This is a genomic window from Streptomyces mirabilis (genome assembly GCF_039503195.1).
GTDB lineage: Bacteria > Actinomycetota > Actinomycetes > Streptomycetales > Streptomycetaceae > Streptomyces > Streptomyces mirabilis_D.
Genome location: NZ_JBCJKP010000001.1, coordinates 7013379 through 7026050 on the forward strand (window position 1 = coordinate 7013379; position 12672 = coordinate 7026050).

The following is a 12672-nucleotide window of genomic DNA, read 5'->3' on the forward strand; positions in this document are numbered from 1 at the left end:
GCCGTCCGCTGTACGAGTCGCTCGCCGTCGGCTACACGAGGCTGTCGCGCCATGCCTGGTGCAGGTCCGCGAACCTGCCGGTGGACGCGACGAGCTCGGCCGGGCTGCCGTCCTCGACCACCCGCCCGTGCTCCATCACCAGCACCCGGTCGGCGATCTCCACCGTCGACAGGCGGTGGGCGATGACCACCGCCGTCCGGCCGCGCAGGACCGTCGACATGGCGCGCTGCACCGCCCGTTCCCCCGGGATGTCGAGGGAGCTGGTCGCCTCGTCGAGGATGAGGACGGCCGGGTCGGCGAGCAACGCTCGTGCGAAGGCGACGAGTTGGCGCTGCCCGGCGGAGATACGGCCGCCTCGTTTGCGTACGTCCGTGTCGTAGCCCTCGGGCAGCGCGCTGATGAAGTCGTGGGCGCCGATCGCCTTGGCGGCCCGCTCGATCTCCTCGCGGCTCGCGTCGGAGCGGCCGATGGAGATGTTCTCGGCGACCGTGCCCGAGAACAGGAAGGCCTCCTGGGTCACCATCACCACCCCGCGCCGCAGTTCGGGCACGGACAGCTCGCGCAGGTCGACGCCGTCGAGCAGGACCCGGCCGTCCGTGGGGTCGTAGAAGCGGGCCAGCAGCTTGGCGAGCGTCGACTTGCCCGCGCCCGTCGAGCCGACCACGGCCACCGTCTGCCCCGCGGGGATCGTGAGCGAGAACGTGGGCAGCACCTCGCCGCCGGTGCGGTAGGCGAAGCGGACGTCCTCGAAGACGACCTCGCGGCCCGGCTGCGCGGAGGCGAGCGCGGGCAGCCGCCTCGGTTCGGCCGGCTCCGGCACGGACGGCGTCTGGGCCAGCAGGCCCGCGATCTTCTCCAGCGAGGCCGCCGCGGACTGGTAGGCGTTGAGGAACATGCCCAGCCGGTCGATCGGGTCGTACAGGCGGCGCAGATACAGCACCGAGGCGGCCAGCACGCCCAGCGCCAGCGAACCCCCGGCCACCCGGTACGCGCCCCACAGCACGATCCCCGCGACCGCCGCGTTGGCGATCAGCCGGGAGCCGACGACATAGCGGGCCATCTCCAGCAGGGCGTCGCCGTTGGTGCGTTCGTGGCGCTTGTTGAGCACCCGGAACTCGGCGTCGTTGGCGTCCTCGCGGCGGAACGCGCGCACCGGCCGGATCCCGTTCATCGTCTCCGCGAACTTCACGATGACGGCGGCGATCGCGGTCGAGCGGAGGCGGTAGATACGGCCGGCGCGGCGCCGGTACTGCCGTACGAGGAGGTGGAGCGGCACGAAGGACGCCACCGCCACCGCGCCCAGACCCAGGTCCAGCCAGAGCAGCATCGCCGAGATGTAGACGAAGGACAGGATCACCGTGATGAGTTCCTGCAGGCCCTCGCTGAGCAGTTCGCGCAGCGACTCGACGTCCGTCGTGGAGCGGGAGATCAGCCGGCCCGAGGTGTAGCGCTCGTGGAAGTCGATGCTGAGCGCCTGTGCGTGGCGGAAGATCCGGCCGCGCAGGTCGAGCAGCACGTCCTGGTTGACGCGGGCGGACGCCTGGGTGAAGGCGTACTGGAGCCCGCCGGCGGCCAGCGCGCACAGCAGATAGCCGACACCCACCGCGATCAGCGGGCCGTGGTCGTGCGCGCGGAAGGCCGGTACGGCACGGTCGATGGCGTACGCGACGATCAGTGGGCCCGCCTGGATGGCGGCCTGCTGGAGCAGGAGCAGCGCCATCGTCACCACCACACGGGCCTTGAGCGGGGCGAGGAGGGAACGCAGGAGCGCTGCGGTGGCGCCCGGGGGAGTGGGCAGGGCGTCGCGGTCGAAGGGGTCCTGGTGCTCGTGGGAGTCCCGCGCGTCCGCACGGTCCGTGCCGGGCTCCCCGCCGTCGGGTGCCGTGCCCCCTTCCCTGCCCGGTTCCCTGCCCGGTTCCCGGTCCGGTTCCTTGTTCGGCGCGGTCGTCGTGGGCGCCCTCATCGGTCGGCCTCCTCGTCACCTGACATCAGATGGGCGTACTCGGCGTTGCTGCGCAGCAGTTCGTGGTGGGTGCCGACCGCGGTGATACGGCCGCCGGAGAGCAGGGCCACGCGGTCGGCGAGCAGGACCGTGGACGGGCGGTGCGCCACGATCAGCGCGGTCGTCTCCGCCAGTACGCGGCGCAGCGCGGCCTCGACCGCGGCCTCCGTGTGGACGTCCAGCGCCGACAGGGGGTCGTCGAGGACGAGGAAGCCGGGGCGGCCGACGACGGCCCGCGCGAGGGCGAGGCGCTGGCGCTGGCCGCCGGACAGGCTCAGGCCCTGCTCGCCGACCTGGGTCCGCGTGCCCTGCGGGAGCGCGTGCGCGAAGTCGGCCTGGGCGACGGCGAGGGCACGGTCCAGGTCCGCTTCCCCCGCGGTGTCCGGGGCGCCCATGAGCACGTTCTCCCCGACGGCGGCCGAGAAGAGCGTGGGCTCCTCGAAGGCCACGGCCACGCGCGCGCGAAGCTCCTCGCGGGGCATCGCCGTGATGTCCTCGCCGTCCAGCGTGATCCGCCCGGCCGTCACCTCGTGCAGCCGTGGGACGAGGGCGGTGAGGGTGGTCTTCCCGGTGCCGGTCGCACCGACCAGGGCCATCGACTCACCCGGACGGATGTGCAGATCGATGCGGTCGAGGACGGGGGGCGCGTCCGCCGGGGCGTCGGGATAGCGGAACTGGACGCCGTGGAAGCGGAGTCCGCCCTCGCCCTTCCCGGCGGCGACCGCGGACGATCCGTCGGAGACGGCGGACGATCCGTCGGCGATCGCGGACGTCCCGGTGGACTCCGGCTGCTCGTCCATCACCTCGAAGTACCGCTCCGTCGCCGTCGCCGCCTCCTGACTCATCGCGAGGAGGAAGCCGATGGACTCGACGGGCCAGCGCAGCGCCAGCGCCGTGGACAGGAACGCCACCAGCGTGCCGGCGGACAGGTGTCCGTCGGCGACCTGGACCGTGCCGAGCACGAGGGCCGCGCCGATGGCGAGTTCGGGGAGCGTGACGATGACCGTCAGGATGGCGGCGAGGAGGCGCGCCTTGGCCAGCTCCGTGCCGCGCAGGGTGCGGGACAGCTCCCGGAAGGCGAGGGCCTGGCTGCGGTGGCGTCCGAAGCCCTTGATGATGCGGATGCCGAGCACGCTCTCCTCGACGACCGTCGTGAGATCGCCCACCTGGTCCTGGGCCCGCCGCGCCACCAGCGAGTAGTGCCGCTCGAAGAGCCAGCAGACCACCATCAGAGGCACCGCGGGAGCCAGCAGCACCAGGCCGAGGGTCCACTCCTGGGCCAGCATGATCATGACGCCGACGAGGATCGTCACGGAGTTGACCAGCAGGAACGTCAGGGGGAAGGCGAGGAACTGGCGCACCAGCATCAGGTCCGTGGTGCCCCGGGACAGCAGCTGACCGGAGGCCCAGCGGTCGTGGAAGGCGACGGGGAGCCGTTGCAGATGCCGGTACAGATCCGCCCGCATGTCGGCCTCGACCCCCGACAGGGGCCGCGCCACCAGCCACCGCCGCAGCCCGAACAGCACCGCCTCCGCGATCCCGAGCAGCAGCAGATACAGCGCGCCGAGCCAGATGCCCGCCGCGTCGTGCTCGGCCACGGGACCGTCCACCATCCACTTCAGGACGAGCGGGAACACCAGCCCCGTACAGGAGGCGAGGACCGCGACGAAGGCGGCGCTGAACAGCCGCGTGCGCACCGGCCGCACGTACGGCCACAGGCGCAGCAGGCTGCGTACGGTCGAATGGTCGGCTCGGCCCGGGGTCACCGCATCTGAAGTGGACATCAGGAGCGAGCCTACGGTTCGGCACTGACAGAGCCCACCGAGTTTTGGCCCGACCTGAATCGTTCCACGGATCCGGGACCGGTGCCCCGGGGCTCGGTCGTATCGCCGCATCAACCGATCGGTTGATGCCGCTTCGAGCGCGATGGATGATGTGCCCGCTCCCGTCCCGCCGGGATCCTCGGGACATGTCAGTCATCGAAGTCACCGGACTGCGCAAGTCCTACGGCGGCCGGCCCGTCGTCGACGGTGTCTCCTTCGCCGTCGAGGAGGGCGAGATCTTCGGGATCCTCGGCCCGAACGGCGCCGGCAAGACCACCACCGTCGAGTGCGTCGAGGGCCTGCGGATCCCCGACGCGGGCCGCGTCCGGGTCACCGGGCTCGACCCCGTCGCCGACCACGAACAGGTCGCCCGCGTCCTCGGCGCCCAGCTCCAGGAGAGCGAGCTCCAGGCCAAGCTCACCGTCCGCGAAGCCCTGGAGCTGTACGCGGCCTTCTATCCGCACCCCGCCGACTGGCGGCCCCTCGCCGAACGCCTCGGCCTGACCGCCAAGCTCGCCACCCGCTTCGCGAAGCTCTCCGGCGGCCAGAAACAGCGCCTGTTCATCGCGCTCGCCCTCATCGGCAACCCCCGGGTCGTCGTCCTCGACGAACTGACCACCGGGCTCGACCCGCGCGCCCGCCGCGACACCTGGCAGCTCATCGAGGACGTCCGGGCGAGCGGGGTCACCGTCCTGCTCGTCACGCACTTCATGGAGGAGGCGCAGCGCCTGTGCGACCGGATCGCTGTGATCGACAAGGGCCGGGTGGCAGCCCTGGACACCCCGTCAGGGCTGATCCGGCGCTCGGCGGGCTCCACCGTCATCAGCTTCACGCCGTCCGCGCCGCTGGACGAGGGTGACCTGAACGCGCTGCCCGCGCTCGCGTCGGTCGAGCACAAGGACGGCCGGATCACGCTGTCCGGCACCGACGAGACCGTCAACGCGGTCATCACCCTGCTCGCCCGGGGCCACATCACCGCCCACCAACTCCGCGTCTCCGACGCCACGTTGGACGACGCGTTCCTGGACCTGACGGAGGTCACCCCATGAACACCGCAGTCCTGCGCGCCGAGCTGCGCCTCTTCCGCCGCGAACCGGGCGCCCTCTTCTGGATCCTGGCGTTCCCCACCCTGCTGCTGGTGATCCTGGGCTCCATCCCGTCCTTCCGCCAACACCACGCCGACCTGGGGGGCCTGCGCACGGTCGACGTGTACGTCCCGGTCGCCGTGCTCCTCGGCATGATCGTCGGCGCGCTGCAGTCGATGCCGCAGAACATCACCGGCTACCGCGAGCGCGGCATCCTGCGCCGCATGTCCACCACTCCGGTACGCCCGTCCGCCCTGCTGTCCGCGCAGATGCTGGTCTACGGCGCGGCGGCGCTCGTCTCGGCCCTGTGCGCGCTGGCGGTGGGCCGACTCGCCTTCGACGTACGACTGCCCGAGCAGCCGTACGGCTATCTCCTCGCCCTGCTCCTCGCGATCCTGGCCGCGCTCGCGCTGGGCGCGGTGGTCTCCGCGCTGTCCCGGACGACGAAGATCGCGGGCGCGATCGGGTCGGCGGTGTTCTTCCCGATGATGTTCTGCGCGGGTGTGTGGCTGCCGGTGCAGGCCATGCCGGACGGACTCGCCCGAGTCGTCGGCTCCACCCCGTTCGGCGCCGCCGCGCAGGCCCTGAACCGGGCGGCGGCCGGCGACTGGCCGGGCTGGGCGCACCTGGGGGTGCTCGCGGCCTGGACGGTGCTGCTCACGGCGGGTGCCTCCCGCTGGTTCCGATGGGAGTAGGCGAGGGGCCGTGCAGACTGGGGAGATGACCACCAAGGACCGGCAGATCGAGCGGCGTTGGGAGCAGCTGCACACCTGGGGGCCGTATGGTCTGCTCGGCATCAGTGTCGTCCTGGCGCTCGCCTCCGCCGGCGTGATCGACCGTTCCACCGAGTGGTACGCCGCCTGGGCCCTGGTCGTCGCCGCGGTCGCCCTCCAGCTGTGGTGGCACGGCACCCGCGCCCGCCGGGCCGGCCGTGGCCGGATCCCGTCCCGGGCGGGGACGGCGTACTACGTCGTGCGCTGGGGCATCGGCTTCGCCCTCACCTGGATGGACCCGTTCTTCGCGTTCTACGCCGCCGCCGGCTACATGGACGCCGACGAGCTGATCCCGGGCAGATGGCAGCGGCTCGGACTGTTCGCGAGCGCGGTCACCGTGGCCGCTGCGCAGGCCGGCGGGCTGCCGTTCGGGAGCGGCGTCCAGTGGATCCTCTTCGCCGCGCTCCTGGTCGCCAACTCCGGCCTGCAGATGGTGGTCGCCCATCTCACCCAGCAGGAGGCCCAGCGCTCCCGGGAGCGCACCGAGACCATCACCGAACTCGAACGCACCAACGCCGCCCTGCAACAGGCCCTCGACGAGAACGCCGCCCTGCACGCCCAACTCCTCGTCCAGGCGAGGGAAGCCGGCGTGGCCGACGAACGCCGGCGGCTGGCGGCCGAGATCCACGACACGATCGCCCAGGGCCTGACCGGCATCATCGCGCAGCTCCAGGTCGTCGCGAACACCCCCGATCCGGGGGCCGCCCGCGTACATCTGGGCCGCGCGTCGGAGCTGGCCCGCCAGAGCCTGGGTGAGGCGCGCCGTTCGGTGCACAACCTCGCTCCGGCCGCCCTGGAACACGACGGCCTTCCCGAGGCGCTGAAGAAGACGGTCGCGGACTGGGCCCGACGCACCGGCGTCCGCGCGGACTTCACCCTCACCGGCACGGCGGAACACCTCCACGAGGAGATCTCGGCGACGCTCCTGCGTATCGCCCAGGAGGCCCTGTCCAACGCGTCCCGGCACGCGCGCGCGGCCCGGCTCGGCGTCACCCTCTCCTTCATGGGCGACGAGGTGACCCTGGACGTACGCGACGACGGACGCGGCTTCGACCCCGCCGCCGTGCCCGAACGCACCGGCAACGGCGGCTTCGGCCTGGACGGCATGCGGGCCCGCGCCGAACGCGTCGCGGGCTCCCTCACCCTGGAGTCCGAACCCGGCCGGGGTACGGCGGTCTCGGCGCGCGTACCGTTGGTCCGCCATGACCGATGACTCGTTCGCCCCGGCCGATGACGCCGCGATCACCCTCCTCGTCGTCGACGACCATCCCGTCGTGCGGGACGGTCTGCGCGGCATGTTCGAGTCCGCGCCGGGATTCACGGTCCTCGGTGAGGCCGCGAACGGCGTCGAGGCCGTCGCCCTCACCGCCTCCCTCGACCCGGACGTCGTCCTGATGGACCTCCGCATGCCCGGCGGCAACGGCGTCGAGGCCATCGCGGAACTCACCCGCCGCGCCGCCCGCGCCAAGGTGCTCGTCCTCACCACGTACGACACCGACTCCGACACCCTCCCCGCGATCGAGGCGGGCGCGACGGGCTATCTGCTGAAGGACGCCCCGCGGGAGGAGCTGTTCACCGCCGTCCGCGCGGCGGCGCAGGGCCGTACGGTGCTCTCCCCGGCGGTCGCCTCCCGCCTGGTCTCGGCGGTCCGCGCGCCCGCCTCGACCCAGGACTCCCTCTCGGCCCGCGAGCGCGAGGTCCTGGCCCTGGTGGCCAAGGGCACCTCGAACCGTGAGATCGCCCGCGTCCTGTTCATCAGCGAGGCCACGGTCAAGACCCACCTCACCCACCTGTACGCCAAGCTGGGCGTCAACGACCGCGCGGCGGCGGTGGCGGTCGCGTACGACCGGGGCATCCTGGGCTGACGCCCCGCGCCCCTGAAGGCCTCAGCCCACCACCCGTAGCAACAGCACCGCCCGTGCCGGCACGGTGACCGTGCCGCCCGCGCGGTGGATCACGCCCGGCGCCCGCGCCTGATCCTCCGTCGAGGTGTCGACCACGATTTCGTAGCGCGAGGCCCACGGAGGCCCCGGCAGGACGAAGCTCACCGGACGGTCCCCGGCGTGCAGCACCGCGAGGAAGCTGTCGTCCACGACCGGCGCTCCTCGGGCGTCGCGTCCGGGGATGTCCCGGCCGGAGAGGTACATCCCCAGCGTCGCGGCCGGTGCGTACCAGTCCCGTTCCGTCATCTCCGTCCCGCGGGGGGTGAACCACGCCAGGTCTCGCAACCCGTCCACGGAATGGGCCCGGCCGGAGAAGAACGCGCGGCGCCGCAGCACGGGGTGCCGGTGCCGCAGCGCGATCAGACGTGAGGTGAGGTCGAACAGGGCCCGCCAGCCCGGTTCCTCCAGCAGGCTCCAGTCGACCCAGCTGATCTCGTTGTCCTGGCAGTACGCGTTGTTGTTGCCGCGCTGGGTGCGTCCGAACTCGTCCCCCGCGACGAGCATCGGCACTCCGGTGGACAGCAGCAACGTCGTCAGCAGGTTCCGCAACTGGCGCCGCCGCAACCCCCGTACCCGCTCTTCGTCCGTCTCCCCCTCCGCCCCGCAGTTCCAGGCCCGGTTGTCGTTCGTGCCGTCCCGGTTCCCCTCCCCGTTGGCCTCGTTGTGCTTGCGCTCGTAGGAGACGAGGTCGCGCAGCGTGAAGCCGTCGTGGGCGGTCACGAAGTTCACCGAGGCATAGGGGCGCCGCCCGCCCCACGCGTACAGGTCGCTCGACCCCGAGAGGCGGTACCCCAGGTCCCGTACGTCCGGGTGCGCGCCCCGCCAGAAGTCCCGGACCGCGTTGCGATAGCGGTCGTTCCACTCCGTCCACAGGGGCGGGAAGGCGCCCACCTGGTAGCCGCCGGAACCGACGTCCCACGGTTCGGCGATCAGCTTCACCCGACGCAGGACCGGGTCCTGGGCGATGACCGCGAGGAAGGGGGAGAGCATGTCGACGTCGTGCATCGAGCGGGCCAGCGCCGCCGCCAGGTCGAAGCGGAAGCCGTCCACCCCCATCTCCGTCACCCAGTACCGCAGCGAGTCCGTGATCAGGCGCAGGACGTGCGGCTGCACCACGTGCAGCGTGTTGCCGCAGCCCGTGTAGTCGGCGTACCGGCGGGCGTCCGACTGGAGCCGGTAATAGCCCCGGTTGTCTATGCCGCGAAGGGACAGCATCGGGCCCAACTCGCCGGCCTCCGCCGTGTGGTTGTAGACCACGTCGAGGATCACCTCGATACCGGCCGTGTGCAGCGCCCGCACCATCCGCTTGAACTCGCCGACCTGCTGTCCCGTCGTCCCGGAGGACGCGTAGCCCGCGTGCGGGGCGAAGTAGCCGATCGAGTTGTAGCCCCAGTAGTTCTTCATTCCGCGCCGCAGGAGGTGGTCCTCGTGGGCGAACTGATGGACGGGCAGGAGTTCCACGGCCGTGACGCCCAGCCCGACCAGGTGCTCGATCGCCGCCGGGTGGGCGAGCCCGGCGTAGGTCCCGCGCAGTTCCTCCGGGATCCCGGGGTGCAGCCGTGTGAAGCCGCGGACGTGCAGCTCGTAGATCACCGAGTCCGCCCACGGGGTCTTCGGGCGGTGGTCGTCCGACCAGTCGTCGTCATCGTGGACGACGACGCCCTTGGGGACGTAGGGCGCCGAGTCCCGGTCGTCGCGCACGGTGTCCGCGACCTGCTGCTGGGGCCAGTCCCGGACATGCCCGTACACCTCGGGCGGCAGACTGAAGTCGCCGTCCACCGCACGGGCGTACGGGTCGAGGAGCAGCTTCGCCGGGTTCCAGCGGGCGCCGGTCCACGGGTCCCAGCGGCCGTGCACGCGGTAGCCGTAGCGGCGGCCGGGCAGCACGCCGGGGACGAAGCCGTGCCAGATCTCGTGGGTCAGCTCGGTGAGCGGTACGCGTGTCTCGTGGACCTCGCCGTCCCGCTCGTCGAAGAGACAGAGGTCGACGGCCTCCGCCCCGCCCGCCCACAGGGCGAAGTTGGTGCCCGCCGCGCCGTCGGGGCCGACGCGGAAGCGCGCCCCGAGCGGGGTCGGGGCGCCTGGCCACACGGACACGGCGGGCGACGGTGCCCGCTGGGCGCCGTTCAGTACGGGAGACGACTGCGCGGGCAGCTTCTCACCCGTGGCCCGCCCCTCCGGCACTGCCTCCTGCTCGGCTGCGCTCGACACCGTTCAGCCTCCTGCGGCTCGGTGGACGGCCGGAAGAGGAGCGTGCGGCGTCCCGGCCGCGGCTCCCCTTCGCGTCGTCCTCCCCACTGTTCTGCCCAGCGCTTGGCTCGCACTCACGTTTCCCCAGAGGTGCACACTCGTTGGGCCCGCTGTGAAGCACGAACAGACACGCGCGCGGCACGCAGGGGCCGCGCTGGCCGCCGTACTGACCTGGGCCGGCCTGCTCGCCGGAGCCGCCGGCTGCACCTCGCACGGGATGGAGGAGGTGCTCGGCAAACCCCCCGCCGCCGAGGACGTCATCCGGATCTCTCCCGACGACAACAGCAAGGGCGTACGCCCGCGACAGGCGCTGCGGGTGCGGGTACCCGACGGGCGTCTGGAGTCCGTGCAGGTCGTCAAGGACCAGGACGCGCAGGAGTCCGCGGTGCCCGGGCACATCTCCGCCGACGGCCTGACCTGGGCCCCCGACGATCCGCGGCTCGCGCTCGCCGCCAAGTACACCGTGGACGTGGTGGCCCTCGACGGGCAGGGGCGGCGCTCGGCGCGGCACACGACGTTCACGACCTACGTCCCCGAGGAGCGGTTCATCGGATACGTGACGCCGGAGAACCGGTCCACCGTCGGCACCGGCATGATCGTCTCCCTCGCGTTCAACCGGGAGATCGAGAACCGGTCCGCCGTCGAGCGCGCGATCCACATCGAGGCCAGCCCCGCGGTCGAGGTCCGTCCGCACTGGTTCGGCAAGAGCCGCGTCGACTTCCGGCCCGAGAAGTACTGGAAACCGGGCACGAAGGTCACCGTCGGGCTGCGGCTGCGCGACGTCGAGGCGGCGAAGGGGGTCTACGGACTCCAGTACAGGACCTTCTCGTTCACCATCGGACGCAGCCAGGTCTCGCTGGTGGACGCCGCCGCGCACACCATGGAGGTACGCCGCGACGGCGACCTCCTCGCCACGGTGCCGATCACGGCGGGCGCCCCCAAGAGGACGACGTACAACGGGAAGATGGTCGTCATGGAGATGCTGGACGTGACCCGGATGAACAGCCGCACGGTCGGCTTCGGCGGCGAGTACGACATCCCGGACGTCCCGCACGCGATGCGCCTCACCGACTCCGGGACCTTCGTGCACGGCAACTACTGGGCCTCGGGCGTCTTCGGCAACAGCAACGTCAGCCACGGCTGCGTCGGTCTCCAGGACGTGAAGGGCGGCAGCTCCGACTCCCCCGCGGGCTGGTTCTTCGACCGCAGTCTCATCGGCGACGTCATCGAGGTCGTCAACAGCGACGACAAGGAAGTCGCTCCCGACAACGGCCTCGGAGGCTGGAACATGGACTGGAAGGAGTGGAAGGCGGGCAGCGCGGTGAAGTAGCCCGGCGAAGCGGCCCGGTCAAAGGGGTACGTACGTGTCGTAGGGCAGGGGACTCCAGCGCGCCCCCACACGGTCGAACTTGGGACTGAACGGTGACAATCCCGGGGAGCCATCTCTCAGAGCCGTGTGATTAATTAGCGCGATACGCGCGGCGACGCGCTGGGGTGCGGGCCTGATCAGGCCGTGCGAGGGGAGAACAGACTTGAACGGGCGACCGATATCGGGGGCGTCGGTTGGAACGCGGGCACGGGGGAGCAAGGGGATCCTGGCGCTGCTGCTGGGCGTGCTGCTGCTCGCCGTGACCGCGTGCGGCGGGGGAGGGGGCTCGGACTCCGGGAACGGCAAGGGCAGGAGCACGGGCAGCTCCACCAAGGCCGACACCAAGGTCTCGCAGGCCGTGGTGACCATCGCCCCGAAGGACGGCACGAACGGCGTGGCCACCAGCGGGGCCCTCAAGGTCACCGCGGCCAAGGGCAAGCTGACCGAGGTCACGGTCAAGGACGGCAGGGGCAACGCGGTCGACGGCGCGATAACCGGCGGGGGTGCCACCTGGACGCCCTCGACCCACCTCGCCTCCGCCACCAAGTACAAGGTCCACGCGGTGGCCAAGGACGCCGACGGCCGTGAGGCCGCCGAGGAGTCCGCCTTCACCACGCTGACCCCGAAGAACACCTTCGTCGGTATGTTCACGCCCGAGGACGGTTCCAAGGTCGGCGTCGGCATGCCCTTCTCGGTCCGCTTCACCCGGGGCATCACGCACCCGGACGCCGTCGAGAAGGCCATCAAGATCAAGACCGAGCCGGCCGTCGACGTCCAGGGCCACTGGTTCGGCAACGACCGCCTCGACTTCCGTCCCGAGCAGTACTGGAAGGCCGGCACGAAGGTCACCGTCACCCTCAACCTCGACGGCGTCGAGGGCCGGCCCGGGGTCTACGGCAAGCAGGCCAAGACCGTGACCTTCACGATCGGCCGCAGCCAGGTCTCCACGGTCGACGCCAAGACCCACAAGATGGTCGTCAAGCGCGACGGCAAGGTCATCAAGACCATCCCGATCACCACGGGCAAGCCGGGCTACGACACCTGGAACGGCCAGATGGTCATCAGCGAGCAGCTCCGGGTGACCCGTATGAACGGTGAGACGGTCGGCTACGGCGGCGAGTACGACATCAAGGACGTGCCCGACGCCCAGCGCCTGACCGACTCCGGCACCTTCATCCACGGCAACTACTGGGGCGGCGACGCCTTCGGCAACTACAACGCCAGCCACGGCTGCGTGGGCCTGCGTGACGTGCGTGGCGGCGGCGACCGCAGTGCGCCCGCCGCCTGGTTCTTCGACCACTCCATCACCGGTGACGTGGTGATCGTGAAGAACTCCCACGACAAGACGGTCGCCCCGGACAACGGCCTCAACGGCTGGAACATGTCCTGGTCGGCCTGGACCGCCTGACCTTTTCGCCTCGACGGGC

9 protein-coding genes are annotated in these 12672 nt (G+C 71.4%); 6 read left to right on the forward strand and 3 right to left on the reverse strand.

Translation table 11 applies throughout. The annotated features are described in order from the left end of the window. Positions 1–31: 31 nt before the first annotated feature. Entirely contained in the window at positions 32–1963 is a 1932-nt protein-coding gene (locus AAFF41_RS32340) for an ABC transporter ATP-binding protein (protein WP_343325054.1), read from the reverse strand. Beyond that, positions 1960–3786 carry an ABC transporter ATP-binding protein gene (locus AAFF41_RS32345; protein WP_319746901.1) on the reverse strand — a complete coding sequence of 609 codons (1827 nt, stop codon included), beginning with the start codon at positions 3784–3786 and terminating at the stop codon, positions 1960–1962. Before AAFF41_RS32345 ends, AAFF41_RS32340 begins: the two co-directional genes overlap by 4 nt. 185 nt (positions 3787–3971) lie before the next feature. On the opposite strand from AAFF41_RS32345, the gene AAFF41_RS32350 reads away from it, so the two are divergent. Genes AAFF41_RS32350 through AAFF41_RS32365 form a run of 4 tightly spaced genes read left to right on the forward strand, consistent with a single transcriptional unit; the run spans position 3972 to position 7548 of the window. After that, positions 3972–4874 (forward strand): ABC transporter ATP-binding protein, encoded by a 903-nt coding sequence (locus tag AAFF41_RS32350; protein ID WP_319746904.1) that lies wholly within the window; start codon positions 3972–3974, stop codon positions 4872–4874. Continuing rightward, positions 4871–5605 (forward strand): ABC transporter permease, encoded by a 735-nt coding sequence (locus tag AAFF41_RS32355; protein ID WP_343325055.1) that lies wholly within the window; start codon positions 4871–4873, stop codon positions 5603–5605. Before AAFF41_RS32350 ends, AAFF41_RS32355 begins: the two co-directional genes overlap by 4 nt. A 25-nt stretch (positions 5606–5630) precedes the next feature. Then, positions 5631–6896, forward strand: coding sequence for a sensor histidine kinase (locus tag AAFF41_RS32360; RefSeq protein WP_319746909.1), 1266 nt, complete (start codon positions 5631–5633; stop codon positions 6894–6896). Further along, positions 6886–7548: a response regulator transcription factor gene (locus tag AAFF41_RS32365; RefSeq protein ID WP_319746911.1), complete on the forward strand. Its 663-nt coding sequence runs from the start codon at positions 6886–6888 to the stop codon at positions 7546–7548. The genes AAFF41_RS32360 and AAFF41_RS32365 overlap by 11 nt, the downstream gene beginning before the upstream one ends. A gap of 21 nt (positions 7549–7569) precedes the next feature. Here the strand turns inward: AAFF41_RS32365 and glgX are convergent, their stop codons facing one another. Continuing rightward, positions 7570–9837, reverse strand: coding sequence for a glycogen debranching protein GlgX (gene glgX, locus AAFF41_RS32370; RefSeq protein WP_343325056.1), 2268 nt, complete (start codon positions 9835–9837; stop codon positions 7570–7572). 151 nt (positions 9838–9988) lie between these two features. Here glgX and AAFF41_RS32375 point away from each other — a divergent pair, with 151 nt between their 5' ends. Continuing rightward, the gene (locus tag AAFF41_RS32375; RefSeq protein ID WP_319746917.1) at positions 9989–11206 is read left to right on the forward strand and encodes a L,D-transpeptidase; all 1218 of its coding nucleotides are present in this window, start codon (positions 9989–9991) and stop codon (positions 11204–11206) included. Between the two features lie 202 nt (positions 11207–11408). Next, complete coding sequence (locus tag AAFF41_RS32380) at positions 11409–12653, forward strand: L,D-transpeptidase (RefSeq protein ID WP_319746920.1); 1245 nt, start codon at positions 11409–11411, stop codon at positions 12651–12653. Positions 12654–12672: the final 19 nt, after the last annotated feature.

Bases quoted from the DNA above. Each gene is read 5' to 3' on its own strand.
- AAFF41_RS32350 (WP_319746904.1), top strand. From the start codon at position 3,972: ATGTCAGTCATCGAAGTCACCGGACTGCGCAAGTCCTACGGCGGCCGG.
- AAFF41_RS32355 (WP_343325055.1), top strand. From the start codon at position 4,871: ATGAACACCGCAGTCCTGCGCGCCGAGCTGCGCCTCTTCCGCCGCGAA.
- AAFF41_RS32345 (WP_319746901.1), bottom strand. From the start codon at position 3,786: ATGTCCACTTCAGATGCGGTGACCCCGGGCCGAGCCGACCATTCGACC.
- AAFF41_RS32340 (WP_343325054.1), bottom strand. From the start codon at position 1,963: ATGAGGGCGCCCACGACGACCGCGCCGAACAAGGAACCGGACCGGGAA.
- AAFF41_RS32365 (WP_319746911.1), top strand. From the start codon at position 6,886: ATGACCGATGACTCGTTCGCCCCGGCCGATGACGCCGCGATCACCCTC.
- AAFF41_RS32360 (WP_319746909.1), top strand. From the start codon at position 5,631: ATGACCACCAAGGACCGGCAGATCGAGCGGCGTTGGGAGCAGCTGCAC.